Here is a 16,651-nt window from a genome sequence, read left to right on the forward strand (position 1 = left end):
CTGAACGCTCTCGGCTGTTCAGGGCGGACCTGTAGAGTCTCACCCGCCTTTTAACGCCCCACCCCGGAGTTTCCTGTGGCTCGCGCCTTTCCCCTGGAACGCGTCAGAAATATCGGTATTGCCGCTCATATTGACGCTGGTAAAACCACCACCACCGAACGAATCCTGTTCTATTCAGGTGTGGTGCACAAGATCGGTGAGGTGCATGACGGCGCCGCTGTCACCGACTGGATGGCCCAGGAGCGTGAACGTGGAATCACCATCACCGCTGCGGCCATTTCCACCAGCTGGAATGACCATCGGATCAACATCATTGACACCCCCGGCCACGTGGATTTCACCATCGAGGTGGAACGTTCCATGCGGGTTCTCGACGGTGTGATCGCTGTGTTCTGCGCCGTGGGTGGCGTTCAGCCTCAGTCGGAGACTGTTTGGCGCCAAGCCGACCGCTACTCCGTGCCCCGGATGGTATTCGTCAACAAGATGGACCGCACCGGCGCCGATTTCCTCAAGGTGCATGGCCAAATCAAGGATCGCCTCAAGGCCAACGCCGTGCCGATCCAGCTGCCGATTGGTGCCGAGGGCGATCTCAGCGGCATCATCGACCTCGTGGCCAACAAGGCTCACATCTACAAGGACGATCTCGGTAAGGACATCGAAGTCACCGACATTCCTGCCGACATGGCCGATCAGGCAGCCGAGTGGCGCACGGTCTTGATGGAGGCGGTTGCCGAAACCGACGAAGCCCTGATCGAGAAGTTCCTGGAAACTGGCGAGCTCAGCGATGAAGAGCTCAAGAAGGGCATCCGTGATGGCGTCCTGAAGCACGGTCTCGTTCCGATGCTCTGCGGCTCCGCCTTCAAGAACAAAGGTGTGCAGCTGGTTCTTGATGCCGTTGTTGACTACCTGCCCGCCCCCGTGGATGTGCCCCCGATTCAGGGTGTGCTCCCCGATGGCAAGGAAGCCGTGCGTCCCTCCGACGACAAGGCTCCCTTCAGCGCCCTGGCCTTCAAGGTGATGGCTGACCCCTACGGAAAGCTCACCTTCGTGCGCATGTATTCCGGCGTCCTGGAAAAGGGCAGCTATGTGCTCAACTCCACCAAGGGCGAGAAAGAGCGCATCTCCCGTTTGGTGGTGCTCAAGGCGGACGACCGGGAAGAGGTTGATGAACTGCGCGCTGGCGACCTGGGAGCGGTTCTAGGCCTGAAAGCCACCACCACCGGTGACACCCTTTGCTCTTCCGAAGATCCCATCGTTCTTGAGACCCTGTTCGTCCCTGAACCGGTGATCTCCGTGGCTGTGGAGCCGAAGACAAAAGGAGACATGGAGAAACTCTCCAAGGCTCTTGTGTCTCTGGCAGAAGAAGATCCCACCTTCCGGGTCAACACGGACGCCGAAACCGGTCAGACCGTGATCGCCGGCATGGGCGAATTGCACCTGGAGATCCTGGTGGATCGCATGCTGCGCGAATTCAAGGTGGAGGCCAATATCGGCGCCCCTCAGGTGTCCTACCGCGAAACCATCCGTGGCTCAGCCAAGGGTGAAGGGAAGTTCTCCCGTCAGACCGGTGGCAAGGGCCAATACGGCCACGTGGTGATTGAAATGGAGCCGGGCGAGCCCGAATCCGGATTTGAATTCGTCAACAAAATTGTTGGTGGTGTTGTTCCCAAGGAATTCATCAAGCCCTCAGAGATGGGCATGAAGGAGACCTGTGAATCCGGCGTGATTGCTGGATACCCGATGATCGACATCAAAGTCAGCATGGTTGACGGGTCGTACCATGACGTGGACTCGTCAGAAATGGCGTTCAAAATCGCCGGCTCCATGGCCTTCAAGGATGCGGTCAAGAAGTGCAATCCTGTACTTCTTGAACCGATGATGAAGGTCGAGGTCGAGGTTCCCGAGGATTTCCTCGGCTCGATCATCGGTGACCTGTCTTCCCGTCGAGGACAGGTGGAAGGTCAGGCCATTGACGATGGCACGTCAAAGGTCTCGGCCAAGGTGCCTTTGGCCGAGATGTTCGGCTACGCCACCGAGCTCCGATCCATGACCCAGGGTCGGGGTATCTTCTCGATGGAATTCAGCCACTACGAGGATGTTCCTCGCAACGTCGCTGAAGCCATCATCTCCAAGAATCAGGGCAATTCCTGATCTCTACCCTCCCCTAAATCCACCCCCGATTCTTTTAAAAAAATGGCTCGCGAGAAGTTCGAAAGGAACAAGCCCCACGTCAACATCGGCACCATTGGCCACGTTGACCACGGCAAAACCACCCTCACCGCTGCGATCACCAATGTGCTCGCCAAGAAGGGTCAAGCCAAGGCTCAGGCCTATGACCAGATTGACGGTGCTCCCGAGGAGCGCGAGCGCGGTATCACCATCAACACCGCCCACGTTGAGTACGAAACCGATTCCCGTCACTACGCCCACGTTGACTGCCCCGGTCACGCGGACTACGTGAAGAACATGATCACCGGTGCCGCTCAGATGGACGGCGCCATCCTCGTGTGTGCCGCCACCGACGGCCCCATGGCCCAAACCAAGGAGCACATCCTGCTGGCCAAGCAGGTGGGCGTGCCCGCTCTGGTGGTTGCACTCAACAAGTGCGACATGGTCGATGATGAGGAGATCATCGAACTGGTGGAACTGGAGATCCGCGAATTGCTCTCCAGCTACGACTTCCCTGGCGACGATATCCCCGTGGTGCAGGTCTCCGGCCTGAAGGCCCTCGAAGGCGATGCCGAGTGGGAAGCCAAGGTCGAAGAGCTGATGAAGGCCGTCGATGAAAACATCCCCGAGCCCGAGCGCGAAATCGACAAGCCCTTCCTGATGGCCGTCGAAGACGTGTTCTCCATCACCGGTCGTGGCACCGTGGCCACCGGCCGTATTGAGCGCGGCATCGTCAAAGTCGGCGAAGAAATCGAAATCGTCGGCATCAAAGACACCCGCAAGACCACCGTCACCGGTGTGGAGATGTTCCGCAAGCTGCTCGATCAGGGCATGGCTGGCGACAACGTCGGCCTCCTGCTCCGCGGCATCCAGAAGGAAGACATCGAGCGCGGCATGGTGCTCGTGAAGCCCGGCTCCATCACTCCTCACACCAAGTTTGAGGGCCAGGTGTACGTGCTGAAGAAGGAAGAAGGCGGCCGTCACACCCCCTTCTTCGCTGGCTACCGCCCGCAGTTCTATATCCGTACCACCGACGTGACCGGCCAGATCACCGCCTTCACCGCGGAAGATGGCTCCAACGTCGAGATGGTGATGCCCGGCGACAACATCAAGATGACCGGTGAGCTGATCTGCCCCGTGGCCATCGAGCAGGGCATGCGCTTCGCTATCCGCGAAGGCGGCCGCACCATCGGTGCTGGCGTGGTCTCCAAGATCATCGAGTGATCATCAAGCGATGATCGTCAGGGGATGGTTCGGCCGCGGCCGGGCCGTCCCCTACACTTTTTAAATCGAACCTCGACAATTCACCGTCTCCGATCCCCTCGGGGGCTTCCTCTGCGCATTCCATGTCCACCGCAATCGCTCAGCAGAAGATCCGCATTCGCCTCAAGGCGTTTGATCGCCGCATGCTGGATCTCTCCTGCGACAAGATCATTGAAACGGCCGACAACACGGCAGCAACTGCCATCGGTCCCATTCCTCTTCCCACCAAGCGCAAGATCTACTGCGTCCTGCGTTCTCCCCACGTTGACAAGGATTCACGGGAGCATTTCGAAACACGCACCCACCGTCGGATTATCGATATCTACAGCCCCTCGGCAAAAACAATCGACGCCCTGATGAAGCTCGATTTGCCAAGCGGAGTTGACATCGAAGTGAAGCTCTGAGGCGCACCCGCCCCAGCGGTCAGCTGCCTAGGATTGATCCCACTGAGATCGTGCTGCGTGGCTGACCTGTCCGTCAGGGAATTACCCCTGTTCCCCCTGCCGGATGTTGTTCTGTTTCCAAGGGAAGTGCTCCCTCTGCACATCTTCGAGTCGCGCTATCGGATGATGCTCCGCAGCGTCCTTGAAGATGATCGTCGCTTCGGAGTGATCCGCTGGGATCCTCAGAATCAAACCGTGGCCCCAGTTGGCTGCTGCGCCGAAGTTCTGCAGCATCAAACCGGCGAGGATGGTCGAAGCAACATTGTGACCCTGGGTCAGCAGCGCTTCAGAGTGCTTGATGTGGTGCGGGAGGCGCCTTACCGCACAGCACTTGTGAGCTGGATCGAAGATGAGCCGCTCGAATCTCCCGATGCGCTCGAAACCCTCACCCAATCGGTCGATCAGGCCCTGCGTGACGTTGTTGAACTCACCGGCAAGCTGACCGGTTCACCCGCCTCCCTGCCTGACGACTTACCCGATCTCCCTAGGGAACTCTCCTTCTGGATCGGAGCCCATCTGGGAGGCCCTGTTGCTGATCAACAGCAGGAACTGCTGGAACTCACCAGCACCCGCGAACGCCTTGAACAGGAATACGCCATGCTCGATGAAACCCGTCGCCAGCTGGCGGCTCGCACGGTCTTACGTGACACCCTCGCGAACACCGAGGAATGCTGAGCGCTACAGCCCTGGGCCTGGCCGCCGTCCTTGCCATCGGCGTCGGAGCGATCGCTTTCAGCCTCTGGACCCGCCGCAATCGCGCTTATCACTCCAGCGCCAGCGTCGCGGCCGCCTACGACGCCTGGACCGACGATCGCCTGCTTGAAAATCTCTGGGGTGACCATGTGCACCTCGGCTACTACGGCGATCCACCGCGGCGGCGGGATTTCCGTGCCGCCAAGGCAGACTTTGTGCACGCCCTGGTGCACTGGAGCGGACTCGACCAACTGCCACCTGGTTCTCGCATCCTGGATGTGGGCTGCGGCATCGGTGGCAGCGCCAGGATCCTTGCCCGCGACTACGGCTTTGAGGTGCTGGGTATCAGCATCAGCCCAGCCCAGGTGGCCCGTGCCACAGCCCTGACTCCTGAAGGCATCCACTGCCGATTCGCAGTGATGGACGCCCTCGATCTTCAACTCGCCGATCAACAGTTCGATGCTGTCTGGAGTGTTGAAGCCGGCCCCCACATGCCCGACAAGCAGCGGTATGCCGACGAACTCCTGCGGGTACTCCGCCAGGGCGGCGTGCTGGCGGTCGCGGACTGGAACCGCCGCGATCCATCAGATGGCGAGATGAATGGCGTGGAGAAGCGTGTGATGCATCAGCTGCTCACCCAGTGGGCCCATCCCGAATTCGCCAGCATCAAAGGTTTTGCCAGCAACATCGCCGCCAGCCCCCATCAAAGGGGCGTCTTGGAGACGGATGACTGGACCCGGGCAACACTGCCCTCCTGGATCGACTCCATTGGAGAGGGGCTGCGCAGACCCTGGGCCGTTCTCAGCCTTGGCCCCAGGGCAATCCTCCAAGGCCTCCGCGAAACTCCCACCCTGCTGCTCATGCACTGGGCCTTCGCCACCGGTTTGATGCAGTTCGGCGTCTTCAGAATCAGCCCCGGTGGGGGTCAATCCGCAGCCAACTCCGAACTGGGGTAAGCGCCGAACTGAGCCAGGTGCTCACAAAGAGGGGTCAGAAGTTCAGTGAGTTGGCGGAGCACCTCTCCTCCCTGCTCTGCAGGAAGCTCCACATCCATGAAGAACACATATTCCCCAAGCTCCCGTTTTGAGGGGCGCGACTCGATCCTGCTCATGTTCAGCCCAAGCGTTGCTACCGCAGTGAGGGCCTCCAGCAAGGCACCTGGTGCATTGCGGTGCAGAGAGAAGGCAAGGCTGGCGACATCTCCCTCCAAGCGCCGCTCGCCACGCTGCAGCAGCAGGAATCGGGTGCAGTTTCCGCTGGCATCGTTAATCGGATAAGCAAGTGACTCCAACACTCCCTCCTCTGCCAGGGAACGACTCGCAATCGCCGCGCGGAACTGACTGCCCCGCACCATGCGGGCCGCTTCTGCGGTGGAGCTGGTGGGTAGCTGTAGGGCATTGGGAAGATGACGCGCCAGCCAACCGCTGCACTGAGCCAAAGCCTGGGGGTGCGACAGCACCTCAGACACCTGATCAAGACGACCGCTGCTGAGCAGCGCATGCCGGATTGGTAACACCAGAGCACGCCGGATGCAGAGATCCGGATGGGCCCAGAGTGCATCGAGACTCGTGGTCACTCCACCTTCCACGGAATTCTCCACGGGCACCACCGCCGCCTCGCAGCGACCATCAGCGACGTGATCAACGACGGAACGCAACCCCGGGCAGGGCAGCAACTCCACCGGATCCAGAGCCTCGAGCTCCACCATGGCGCGGGCCGCTCGCTCGCCGTAGGTTCCCTGCGGCCCGAGGAAAGCCACGCGCGTGGTCATCAATCGCCCTGCAAACACTCGATAGGATCATGGCGCGTCAGCGTCCGCTCATGCCCCTGGCCTTCAGCGCCAGCCAGCACTTGAACCTCACGGTGAACCGTCGGGCGGATGCGCTGCCGGCCTATCTGCAAGAAGAGGATCGGGTGGTGAAGGCCCTTCTGGATCCGAGCCAGCTCAGCCTGCTGGCCCCAGGCCGATACCAATACACCGTCACGACCCTGCAGGTGTTCCAACTGCAGGTGAAACCTGTGGTCTGCCTGGAGGTGACCCATCAGGACAATCGACTGACCATGCGCGCGCTTGACGCCAACCTTGAGGGGCTGGGGCTCGTGGATGACTTTCAGCTCACCCTCGAAGCGGTCCTCGATGCGCGTAGCTCCGGCTTGGAGGGTTTAGCCACCCTGGGGGTAGAAGTGAGCCAGCCCCCGTTGCTTCGACTGATCCCCCGCAGGGTGCTCGAAAGCACCGGCGAATCGATCCTCAACGGCATCCTCTTGACCATCAAGGGCAGGGTCGGACGTCAACTGGTGAACGATTTCGAGCGCTGGTGTGAGAGTTCAGAACCCGCCTGAGGCAGGGACAACCTCTTCAGGTAAGGGGATATTGCGCAGAAAACTCCGGCGATGCAAAGGCGTCGGACCTTCAGCCATGAGTGCCTGTCGGTGCCGTGCTGTGCCGTAACCGGCATGGGAGTCCAGCCCATAACCAGGGAACCGTGGCGCGAGCCGGCGGATCAACGCATCACGGGCCTCCTTGGCCAGCACGCTGGCCGCAGCAATTGCTGCGCACTGGCTATCCCCCCGCACAATCGTCTGCTGTGGATGGGGCCAGGGCCGAAGGGGAAGCACCCCATCCACCAGCACAAGAGCGGGCTGCTGGGGCAGCCGCTGCAGCGCCCGAAGCATGGCCTGCTCGGTGGCGCCGCGGATTCCGATCGCATCAATCTCCCGTGCAGAGGCCTGACCGAGTCCCCAGGCTGCAGCGAGCGTTTCGATCAGAGGCACCAAGCGTGCTCGGCGCCGAGGGGTCAAGGCCTTGCTGTCGGTCAACCCCTGAGCAAGAAGCCCATGAGCGGCGGTTTCATCAAGCACCACAGCTGCGGCGAACACAGGGCCGAAGAGACAGCCTCGCCCGACTTCATCGACACCGGCGACCCAGTCAGTCATCGGCGCATGCGGCGTGCTTCAGTCCGCGCTGGCGGCCGAGGAACGGCGGCGGCGGCGGCGTGGTTCTTGATCGTCTTCGGAGCCATCGGAACCGGCTGCCACCGGGACAGGCTCAGCCTGGAGCTCTGCGGGGGGCTCTGTCGCAACCACAGCCACCGGCTCAAATGGGGTGATCTCCAGGGGCGTGATCTCAACCAACAGCGGCGCAGAATCGGCTTGGGTTGAGGTCTCGGCCACCGCGTCCGAGCTGCCGTTGTCGTCTGAAGCAGCCGTGGATCGGCCTCCGCCACGACTACCCCCGCGACTGCCGCGACGGCGACGACGACCACTGGAAGCCGCCAGTTGCTGACGGGCTTCCTCCAGCACTGCGTCGGCGTCTTCGCCAGGACGCACCACCCGCACCAGCAGGTTGTCGCTTTCTGGGGGTTCCTCAAGCAGGAGAGCCGGACTTAGGCCAAGCCAGCCATAGACCTCCTCCTGCTGCTCGGTCATCGGCACAGCCAACAGCTCAGGGTCCTGACGACGGGCCGCCGTCTCAGGAGCCGCCACCGCTTCGCTCACGTCGGCATCCACCGCCAGGCTGGCATCGGTGTCGTCGCTGATCACAGCGGCGGCAGTTCGCCCCCTGCCGCCTCGGCGGCGGCGGCCACCACTGGATTCAGAGGGAGGCGCCACTTCAGCGCGGGCAGAAGCGGCCGATCGCACCAAACCGGTCGCGGTGGCTAGGGGCTGGAGCAGGTCCTTACCGGGCAGCACTGCCACATGCCCCAGACCACCACAGCTTGGGCAGGCGCGGCCGAACAACTCGTAGATGTTTTGCCCCTGCCGCTTGCGGGTGAGTTCCACCAGACCAAGCTCAGTGAGCTGTGCGATCTGCGGACGGGCCGCATCATCACGAATGGCCGCAGTGAAATATTCGAGCAACTGCAGCTGATCGCGGCGGGAGTCCATGTCGATGAAGTCGACGATGATCACCCCACCGATGTTGCGCAGCTTCAACTGGCGGGCGATTTCGACGGCCGCCTCACAGTTGGTCCACAGGACGGTCTCCCGAGCATTGGCCGATCGGGTGAAGGAGCCCGAATTGACATCGATGACCGTGAGCGCCTCAGTGGGCTCGATGATCACGTACCCCCCGGATGGGAGATCCACCCGGGGCTTGAGGGCATCGCGGATGGCGGCATTGACCTTGAAATGCTCAAGCAGCTCAGCTGGCTCAGGATGGGCATCGACCTGAACGGCAGCACCCTCCTCACCGAGGAAACCCGTAACCCGTTCCACCGCGGCGGCGTCATCCACCACCACCCGGCTGAGATCCGGACCGGTGTGATCGCGCAGGATGCGGTGAATAAAGTCCTCATCACGGTTGAGAAGCACCGGAGGAGTGGCCGTTTCTGCCGCCCGTTGAATGGCCTCCCACTGGCGAAGCAGCGATTCGAGGTCATCGATCAAAAGCTCTTCGCTCACCCCTTCCGCCTCGGTGCGGATCAGCAGACCAGCTCCAGGCGGTTTGACAAGAACGCCCAAGGCACGCAGACGATTGCGCTCACCCTCTGAACCAATCCGGCGGGAGATGTTCACCCCCTGGCCGCTGGGTTGCAGCACCAGGTAACGACCAGGAAGAGCCAGATTTCCAGTGAGGCGCGGCCCTTTGGTGCCCGTCGGTTCCTTCATCACCTGCACGAGCACACGCTGACGGGGCTCCAGCAGTTCGGTGATGCCGGCGGCCCCTTTCTTCAGGCGCAGGGGGCCGAGATCAGTGACATGAATGAAGCCGTTCTTTTCGCTTTCACCGATGTTGACGAAGGCTGCATCAATCCCAGGCAGCACGTTTTCCACGGTCCCGAGATAGACATCACCGATCTGATATCGACCCTGCGCAACGATCAGTTCATCAACGCGCTCATCGGTGAGCACTGCGGCGATCCGCAGCTGCTCGGCGATGACAATTTGTTGGGGCATGGAGAAGGTCAGAGAGCGCCCCTTAGGGCGTAAATCCGATCAGAGACCTGCCGGTCCACTGCACGGAAACAACGTGTACGGCCTGGGCCGTTCAAGAAGAGGGCGGAGGATTAACTCCTATGGAGCTCACAGACGACGTGAATCAGGACGCATGGAGCTGAGGCAACAGGCCTCCGTTTCCTCAGGATCTGGGAGCGAGAAGACCGGGTCAATCCCGTAGCGCAGTGCTCAGGGGGTGTTGACTTGTGATCAATTTAGCACTGGCTTGATCACGTCCTGCAGGCGAAGTGCAACGCGTTCCACATGCAGCAGCTGCAGAGAGCAGCCCAGTGCATCCCCCAACCAGGACTGAATCTGCGCGGGCTTGAGACTGCGGCCTTGGGGATCGATGGCTGCCGAAAGGTTCAACCTGACGCCATCACCATGCGCTTGGCTGAGCTGGAGATCCTGCAGGCAGGGTCGGCAGTCGCGCTCCCGAGGACGGCCCTTTTTATCCGTGTCATGCCAAAGCAGTTCCGTGCGTGCCATCAAGGCAGCAATGGCATCTTGCCAATGCGATGGCTCTGGTCTCTCCCCCTCCACGACCTTGAGCCAGAACCGCCACTCGGCGGCCTCCAGCCGCTGGGACAGGCTGGGCTCGGACACGGGGACCTCCTCGGCTGAAAGCAGCCGGAATCCCTCAGGAAGCGTGGGCTGCCAGGCCGCCAGGACCGCTTCTGGATCAACGGATTCGAGAAATTCGAGGTCCATCCACTCGCCGTGAGCCTCGACGCCAAGGGGCAACGCGAGGGCGAGTTGCAGTCGTGGCAGGGGGTGAAAGCCGCCGGTGTAACTCACCGGCAAACCGCTGCGCCGCAGGGCCCGCTCCAGCATCCGCACCACATCGAGATGGCTCAGGAGCGCCATGGCGCCGGTTTTGCTGAAGCGGAAACGCAGGCGACAGACCCGGGCGCTGGGGGGTGGCACGGAGGGCTGCTGGGTCGGCACGGGCGGTGGCGGGACCACCACGTTGTGGCCCAGATCCGGACCACAGACGCCGCAACTGCTGCAGCCCTCGAAAGAGCAGTCAGGAACCACCGCCGCCGCCAGAGCCCGCTGCAAGTCCTCCGCAAGCCAGGCCTTATCAATCCCTGTATCGATGTGATCCCAGGGCAGGGGCTGGCGGCAGAACGCCTCCAGGTCATCGCGACTGAGGGCCGTGACCGCACTCCAACTGCCCACCTCCATCTCCCGGTAGCGCCCCTCCAATCCCGCGGCCGCGATCGCCCCGGTCCAGGCCTCGTAGGTGCGGTCGAGCGACTCAAACCAGGCATCCATTCCGGCACCGGCACGCCAGGCGGCTTCAATCACCGGCGCCAGGCGGCGGTCACTGCGGCCCACGAAATCTTCCATCGCCGACAGGCGCACGTCGGTGAAGTTCACTTTCAGGCCCCGCAGTTGCCGGAAGGCATCCCGCAACAGCTGCTGGCGGCGCTGAAATTCAGCTGTTGAAACGCTGTGCCATTGGAAGGGCGTGTGCGGCTTCGGGGTGAAATTGCTGATCGTGATGTTGAGATTCAGGCGGCCCAGATCGCGGCAGCGCTGCTGAAGCATCACGCAGGTGTCGGCGATGCCGAGCACATCGGCGTCGGTCTCACCCGGCAGACCGATCATGAAATACAGCTTCACCTTGCGGTAGCCGTTCTCCATGGCGGTGCGGATGCCATTCAGCAGGTCGTCGTCAGTCAGTCCCTTGTTGACGATGTCGCGCAGGCGCTGGGTGCCGGCTTCCGGCGCGAAGGTCAAGCCGGCTTGACGGCCGCCGCCCAGGATGTGAGCAATGTTCTGATCAAAACGGTCCACCCGCTGGCTCGGGAGCTGCAGGGTGACGTTCCGATCGGCCAGTCGGTTGCGCAACTCGACCCCCACCGCCGGAAGCGCCAGATAATCACTACAACTGAGCGACAGCAGAGAGAAGTCGCTGTAGCCCGTCGTTTTCATGCCGGTCTCCACGGCCTCGATGACCGCTTCCGGTTCCACATCACGGGCTGGACGAGTCAGCATGCCGGGCTGACAGAAGCGACACCCACGGGTGCACCCGCGCCGGATCTCAACGGTCAGCCGGTCGTGGACCGTTTCCACATGGGGCACCAAGCCCATGGCGTAGTGGGGCATGGGGGTAGCGACCCGCCGCAACAGCCTGCGGGGCAGCTCCGGGTGGATGGGTTCGAGGGTGACCCCGTCGGTCGCTGGGGCATAAAGCGAGGGCACATAGACCCCTGGAACCTGAGCCAGGTCCCTCAGCAGAGCTGAGCGAGTCAGGCCGGCATCCTTGGCCTCCGCCACCACAAGACCGATCTCAGGCAGCAACTCCTCCCCGTCCCCCAGGGCGATGAAGTCAAAAAAGGGGCTGTAAGGCTCGGGATTACTGGTGGCAGTGGGGCCACCGGCAAAAATCAGTGGCGTTGCCTCGGGAGCATTCAGAGGCCAATCGCCCCGATCGGCGGCACGGAGGGGAATGCCCGCAAGATCCAGCATCTCGAGGATGTTGGTGGCGCCGAGCTCATAGCTGAGGCTGAAGCCAAGGATGTCGAAGGCAGGGAGAGGACGTCGACTCTCCACGGCGAACAAAGGCTGCTTCAGCTCACGCAGACGGGCGGCCAGATCAGCGGCTGGCAAGTAGGCACGGTCGCAGAGCTGCCCCGGAACGGCGTTGAGAATCGAATAGAGAATGATGTGGCCGAGATTGCTCGAGCCCACTTCGTAGATCTCGGGATACGTGAGCGCCCAGCGCACCCTGGCAGCCAACCAGTCACGCCGCTCCACACCGAGTTCATGACCGATGTAGCGAGCGGGGCGATTGATCCCTTCGTTCACCAGGCTCTCGAAAGGAACCGGCGGCCAGGCCTCCGACACATGGTCGGATCCGGCACTGGGTGATGGCGTCGCAACGGTCATGGCCACCGGGGCACTTCTCGCATCGTATGGAGGGATCCCTCCAAAGCTCCCGGCCGCGTAGCAGGATGCCCCCCAGCAACGTGCTTCGTTTTCCCGTGGTTCTGGTCAACAGCAATTACCTCAAACTCAAGGCCGGCTACCTGTTTCCGGAAATCGCTCGTCGGGTGAAGGCCTTCAGCGAGGCAAACCCTGAGGCGGCCCTGATCCGCCTGGGGATCGGCGATGTGACCGAGCCTCTGCCCCTGGCTTGCCGGGAGGCAATGAAGGCCGCCATCGATGAAATGGGAACCAACGCGGGATTCCATGGCTATGGCCCGGAGCAGGGCTATGGCTGGCTGCGCGAAGCGATTGCCAAGCACGATTTCCAAGCGCGCGGCTGTGCGATCAGCGCTGAGGAAATCTTTGTCTCCGATGGCTCCAAGTGCGACAGCAGCAACATCCTCGACATCCTCGGCAGCGGCAATCACATCGCCGTCACAGACCCGGTGTACCCCGTCTATGTCGACAGCAACGTGATGGCGGGCCGCACCGGAGAGGCCGGTGACAACGGCCGCTACGGCGGACTGACCTACCTGCCGATCAGTGCCGACAATGGCTTTACAGCTCAGATCCCTAGCGAGCCAGTGGATCTGATCTATCTGTGCTTCCCCAACAACCCCACTGGGGCGGTGGCCACCAGGGCTCAGCTCAAGGCCTGGGTCGACTATGCCCGCGCCCATGGTTCCCTGATCCTGTTCGATGCGGCCTATGAGGCCTTCATCCAGGACCCTGAACTCCCCCATTCGATCTACGAGATCGAAGGCGCCCGTGACTGCGCCATCGAATTCCGCTCCTTCTCGAAGAACGCCGGCTTCACCGGAACCCGCTGCGCCTTCACCGTGGTGCCGAAGGGATTGAAAGGCAAGGCCGATGACGGCTCCGAAGTGGAGCTTTGGGGCCTTTGGAACCGCCGTCAGAGCACCAAGTTCAACGGCGTCAGCTACATCATCCAGCGTGGTGCTGAAGCGGTGTACTCCGACCAGGGCCAACAAGAGATCAAGGCGCTGGTGAGCTTCTACATGGAGAACGCCGCGATCATTCGCCGGGAACTGAGTGCTGCAGGCATCGAGGTGCATGGCGGTGAGCATGCTCCCTACGTCTGGCTGAAAACCCCGGCTGGGACGGACTCCTGGGGCTTCTTCGACCACCTGCTCAACAAAGCTCATGTGGTGGGCACCCCTGGCAGCGGCTTCGGCGCCGCCGGTGAGGGTTACTTCCGACTCTCCGCCTTCAACAGCCGCGCCAATGTGGACGAAGCGATGGCGCGCATTCGTCGTCTGTGACCGTGTCGGTTTTACATTGCCCAGAGCCGAGATCCTTGGTCATGGTGGTGAACACCTCCAGCCCCAGCCCCGGCGGCGCCGCCGTGATCGAGAAGCAGAGCGAGCGGGTGCGCAAGCGCTCGCCCCGCTACAAAGTGCTTCTCCACAATGACCCGGTCAACACCATGGAATACGTGGTGACGACCCTGCAGCAGGTGGTGCCGCAGCTGAGCGAGCAGGACGCCATGGCTGTGATGCTCGAAGCGCACAACACCGGGGTTGGCCTGGTGATCGTCTGCGATCTCGAACCGGCGGAGTTTTACTGCGAAACCCTCAAAGCCAAAGGGCTGACCAGCACTCTGGAGCCAGAGAGCTGAGCACTCCAGCCCGCCGGTCTGTCGCTGCCCGCTGGCAGGACTGGCTGCGGCAGCGCCGTCGCTGGCTACCGACCGTGCTGTTGATTCCAGCCCTCTATGGCCTGGGCTGGCTTCTGATCCAACCGATCAGCTGGCTCTTCCCGAGCATCCCGCTGGCCTCCAGAGACCTGATGGGCACCCTCGTCAGCGAACTGCTGTTTCTGCTGGTTCTGCCGAGTTGGGTGCGCATCCGTTGGGACAGCGCCCATCCCTGGCAAACCCTGGGCGTTAGGTCGTCTCAGCGCAGCGAAGGGCCAGGTGCACGACTCCGCGGCGGCCTCGGCTGGGCCTTCGCTCTGCTGCTGTTGATCACACTGCTCAGCCTGGCGGGTGGCTGGGGTCAGTGGCTGGGGGATCTAAGCCTCGCGGAGCTCCTGAATGCCGTCTTGCTCTGCATTGGGGTCGGCCTGGCGGAAGAACTGCTCTTCCGGGGCTGGCTCTGGGGAGAGCTCAACCACCTCATTGGCCCGCGCTTGGCCCTTCCGGGTCAGGCGCTGATCTTCAGCCTGGTGCATACCCGCTTCAACCTTGGCTTCTGGCCGATGCTGGGCTTGCTGATCGGGCTGTTTCTACTGGGGATAGCCCTGGCAACCCGCCGGCGGCTCGATCAGGGATCTCTCTGGGGGTGCGTCGGCCTCCACGGCGGACTGGTGGGTGGCTGGTTTGCCCTGCAGTCGGGACTGATTCAGTGGTCTCCTCTTTCACCGCAATGGCTGACAGGTCCTGGTGGCAATCCCCTCGGCGGAGTCGTCGGAATCCTGGCCCTCAGCACCCTCCTGGTGCGTCAGCTCACGGCTTTAGCCAAGGCGGCACGTCCCTCTACCGGCGCGCGCAGCGCTTGATCCAACGGCGCAACCCCGTAATCACGCTCCAACAGATCCATCACCGTGCGACCGAAATCTCCTGGATTGCGGTCAAACGCTTCAAGACAGATCCTCCCGAAGGTGCTGCCCATCGGCTCCGGATTCCAGAGCAGCTTGCGCGCCGTCCAGGGCATCATGCTCATTGGGTTGTAGCCAGGTTTCAGCAGCCCCTGATCAAAGCCGTACTGCTCTAAGTGGGTGTGGGGCTGCAGGCCGATGAAGAAGATCGCTGGCTCCACCCTGTCAGCCCCGAAGATCCGCTCCAACTCGCGGTGATACGCCACGGTCTGACGGATCGTCTCCGGGCGTTCGTCGATCACGTTGAAGGAGTAGTTCACCGACACGTGATCGCGGAAACCGGCTGCTGCCAACATCCGACAGCTCTCGAGCACGGTGCGCAGGTTGTAGCCCATGCGCATCTTGCGCACGAGTTCCTGGGACCCAGAGGTGATGCCGATTTCGAAATAGCTCATCCCGGTGGCCACCATCAGCTCAGCGAGCTCGGCATCCAGGTTGTCGGCACGGATGTAAGCCGCCCAGCGGATGCCGGTGAGCCCCTCGGCCTTCACGGCCCGAAGCAGCTCCTTGGCATCGTCGATGTAACGCCGGGCTGGAATGAACTGGGCATCGGTGAACCAGAAACCGCGCACACCTCGGTCGTAGAGCTGACGCATCTCTGCCACAACCTCCTTCACAGGGTTGAGGCGCACCTGCTTGCCCTCGACCACCGTGTAAACGCAGTAGCAGCAGTTGTGGGGACAGCCCCGCTTGGTCTGAACGCCGACGTAGAAGTCGCCTCCGTCGAGATACCAGTCGAGCTGGGGCCAAATCGAAGCGATGTAGGTGTAATCGCAAGCCGTCTTCGGGCGACTTTCAGGCTGTTCATGGATCAGTCCTGGCCGGGGGGGCTCACCAACGACGTAGCAGCGTTCGCTTTGCAGCGAATGGCCGAGCAGAAGCTTTTCCAGCAAGGGTTCACCCTCGCCGAGGGAAACGATCGTGCCCTTAGGGAGGGAACGGCCAAGCTGCTCATAGAAAACACTGACGGCACCACCACCAAGCACGGCCCGGGCCGTCGAGCGGTGGCGCTGAGCCCGCGCTAGTCCCCGACGCACAAGGCGCTGGTTACGCCAAAGCTCCCCGTAGTGACTCGCCATCAGCCGGACGCCACCAAGGGCACCTCGCAGACGCTTCAGCGGATTGCGCGCGTAAAAAACCTCGAAGGAGTTCTGAAGAGGGTTGCCTCCGCGTCCATCGACGGGGGCGTAGATCTGAATATCGCGCCACGAGAACACCAGCAACGTCGGCTGGAACTGGTCGATGACAGCCAGCAAGACGCGCTCCACATCCAGCACCGGCAAAGCGGCTAGATCGAGGATCCGCTGAGGCAGCTCAGGGAAACACTTGTGGAGGTGATCGGCCAAATAGATCGGCCCAATCGGGAAGATGGGGTTGCAGGGCAATCGCACCAGCAGCACGCGCTCACCCGCAGCGGGGGGCTGAAGCGCAAAGGGTGACAGCGACATGGATCGGCCCATCGGCAGGACGCTAACAACCACCGGGACCGCAACGCCCCTTCAAGCTTCTTCACAACAGCTTCACAAAGCCGTCGACACACAGCTCAATGTTCCGTTACAGTCGTGCGTGGCAGGGCATCCCTGCCCTTC

14 protein-coding genes are annotated in these 16,651 nt (G+C 62.1%); 9 read left to right on the forward strand and 5 right to left on the reverse strand.

The window, feature by feature from the left end; genetic code table 11:
• The first annotated feature begins 75 nt into the window (after positions 1-75).
• The 5 genes from fusA (at position 76) to CWE17_RS02580 (ending at position 5,524) form a co-directional block, all read left to right on the forward strand.
• On the forward strand, positions 76-2,151 hold the full coding sequence (fusA, locus tag CWE17_RS02560) for an elongation factor G (RefSeq protein ID WP_131454765.1): 2,076 nt from the start codon (positions 76-78) through the stop codon (positions 2,149-2,151).
• A 42-nt stretch (positions 2,152-2,193) separates the two neighbouring features.
• A complete protein-coding gene (gene tuf / locus CWE17_RS02565) occupies positions 2,194-3,393 on the forward strand; it encodes an elongation factor Tu (RefSeq protein ID WP_131454766.1) in 1,200 nt (399 codons plus the stop codon).
• A 122-nt stretch (positions 3,394-3,515) separates the two neighbouring features.
• Positions 3,516-3,836 (forward strand): 30S ribosomal protein S10, encoded by a 321-nt coding sequence (rpsJ, locus tag CWE17_RS02570; protein WP_006042265.1) that lies wholly within the window; start codon positions 3,516-3,518, stop codon positions 3,834-3,836.
• A gap of 57 nt (positions 3,837-3,893) precedes the next feature.
• Positions 3,894-4,550, forward strand: coding sequence for an LON peptidase substrate-binding domain-containing protein (locus CWE17_RS02575; protein ID WP_131454767.1), 657 nt, complete (start codon positions 3,894-3,896; stop codon positions 4,548-4,550).
• Positions 4,544-5,524, forward strand: a complete 981-nt coding sequence (locus CWE17_RS02580) for a methyltransferase domain-containing protein (protein ID WP_131454768.1) — start codon at positions 4,544-4,546, stop codon at positions 5,522-5,524. The genes CWE17_RS02575 and CWE17_RS02580 overlap by 7 nt, the downstream gene beginning before the upstream one ends.
• Here CWE17_RS02580 and pheA read toward each other — a convergent pair.
• Positions 5,494-6,339, reverse strand: a complete 846-nt coding sequence (gene pheA, locus CWE17_RS02585; RefSeq protein WP_131454769.1) for a prephenate dehydratase — start codon at positions 6,337-6,339, stop codon at positions 5,494-5,496. The two genes, CWE17_RS02580 and pheA, sit on opposite strands and share 31 nt — an antisense overlap.
• A 29-nt stretch (positions 6,340-6,368) precedes the next feature.
• Between pheA and CWE17_RS02590 the strand changes: the two genes are divergently transcribed.
• Positions 6,369-6,911, forward strand: coding sequence for a DUF1997 domain-containing protein (locus CWE17_RS02590; RefSeq protein ID WP_240789204.1), 543 nt, complete (start codon positions 6,369-6,371; stop codon positions 6,909-6,911).
• Here the strand turns inward: CWE17_RS02590 and CWE17_RS02595 are convergent.
• The 3 genes from CWE17_RS02595 to CWE17_RS02605 form a co-directional block, all read right to left on the reverse strand.
• The gene (locus CWE17_RS02595) at positions 6,897-7,505 is read right to left on the reverse strand and encodes a ribonuclease HII (RefSeq protein WP_131454770.1); all 609 of its coding nucleotides are present in this window, start codon (positions 7,503-7,505) and stop codon (positions 6,897-6,899) included. The genes CWE17_RS02590 and CWE17_RS02595 overlap by 15 nt on opposite strands.
• A gap of 18 nt (positions 7,506-7,523) precedes the next feature.
• Positions 7,524-9,467 (reverse strand): Rne/Rng family ribonuclease, encoded by a 1,944-nt coding sequence (locus tag CWE17_RS02600; protein ID WP_131454771.1) that lies wholly within the window; start codon positions 9,465-9,467, stop codon positions 7,524-7,526.
• Between the two features lie 249 nt (positions 9,468-9,716).
• Positions 9,717-12,404, reverse strand: a complete 2,688-nt coding sequence (locus CWE17_RS02605; RefSeq protein ID WP_131454772.1) for a TIGR03960 family B12-binding radical SAM protein — start codon at positions 12,402-12,404, stop codon at positions 9,717-9,719.
• Positions 12,405-12,499: 95 nt separating this feature from the next.
• Between CWE17_RS02605 and CWE17_RS02610 the strand changes: the two genes are divergently transcribed.
• The 3 genes from CWE17_RS02610 (at position 12,500) to CWE17_RS02620 (ending at position 14,963) form a co-directional block, all read left to right on the forward strand.
• Positions 12,500-13,726: an LL-diaminopimelate aminotransferase gene (locus tag CWE17_RS02610; RefSeq protein WP_131454832.1), complete on the forward strand. Its 1,227-nt coding sequence runs from the start codon at positions 12,500-12,502 to the stop codon at positions 13,724-13,726.
• Positions 13,727-13,767: 41 nt separating this feature from the next.
• Positions 13,768-14,082, forward strand: a complete 315-nt coding sequence (clpS, locus tag CWE17_RS02615) for an ATP-dependent Clp protease adapter ClpS (RefSeq protein WP_201737974.1) — start codon at positions 13,768-13,770, stop codon at positions 14,080-14,082.
• A 74-nt stretch (positions 14,083-14,156) separates the two neighbouring features.
• The gene (locus tag CWE17_RS02620) at positions 14,157-14,963 is read left to right on the forward strand and encodes a CPBP family intramembrane glutamic endopeptidase (protein WP_240789205.1); all 807 of its coding nucleotides are present in this window, start codon (positions 14,157-14,159) and stop codon (positions 14,961-14,963) included.
• Here CWE17_RS02620 and CWE17_RS02625 read toward each other — a convergent pair.
• Positions 14,906-16,510: a photosystem II high light acclimation radical SAM protein gene (locus CWE17_RS02625; RefSeq protein ID WP_131454774.1), complete on the reverse strand. Its 1,605-nt coding sequence runs from the start codon at positions 16,508-16,510 to the stop codon at positions 14,906-14,908. The genes CWE17_RS02620 and CWE17_RS02625 overlap by 58 nt on opposite strands.
• Positions 16,511-16,651 lie beyond the last annotated feature (141 nt).

It is taken from the genome of Synechococcus sp. BS56D (assembly GCF_004332405.1).
Classification (GTDB): domain Bacteria; phylum Cyanobacteriota; class Cyanobacteriia; order PCC-6307; family Cyanobiaceae; genus Synechococcus_C.

What these genes read in the sequence shown, in the direction of transcription:
- tuf (WP_131454766.1), top strand. Translation starts at nt 2,194, where the DNA reads ATGGCTCGCGAGAAGTTCGAAAGGAACAAGCCCCACGTCAACATCGGC.
- rpsJ (WP_006042265.1), top strand. Translation starts at nt 3,516, where the DNA reads ATGTCCACCGCAATCGCTCAGCAGAAGATCCGCATTCGCCTCAAGGCG.
- CWE17_RS02580 (WP_131454768.1), top strand. Translation starts at nt 4,544, where the DNA reads ATGCTGAGCGCTACAGCCCTGGGCCTGGCCGCCGTCCTTGCCATCGGC.
- pheA (WP_131454769.1), bottom strand. Translation starts at nt 6,339, where the DNA reads ATGACCACGCGCGTGGCTTTCCTCGGGCCGCAGGGAACCTACGGCGAG.
- CWE17_RS02590 (WP_240789204.1), top strand. Translation starts at nt 6,369, where the DNA reads ATGGCGCGTCAGCGTCCGCTCATGCCCCTGGCCTTCAGCGCCAGCCAG.
- CWE17_RS02595 (WP_131454770.1), bottom strand. Translation starts at nt 7,505, where the DNA reads ATGACTGACTGGGTCGCCGGTGTCGATGAAGTCGGGCGAGGCTGTCTC.
- CWE17_RS02600 (WP_131454771.1), bottom strand. Translation starts at nt 9,467, where the DNA reads ATGCCCCAACAAATTGTCATCGCCGAGCAGCTGCGGATCGCCGCAGTG.
- CWE17_RS02605 (WP_131454772.1), bottom strand. Translation starts at nt 12,404, where the DNA reads ATGACCGTTGCGACGCCATCACCCAGTGCCGGATCCGACCATGTGTCG.
- clpS (WP_201737974.1), top strand. Translation starts at nt 13,768, where the DNA reads ATGGTGGTGAACACCTCCAGCCCCAGCCCCGGCGGCGCCGCCGTGATC.
- CWE17_RS02625 (WP_131454774.1), bottom strand. Translation starts at nt 16,510, where the DNA reads ATGTCGCTGTCACCCTTTGCGCTTCAGCCCCCCGCTGCGGGTGAGCGC.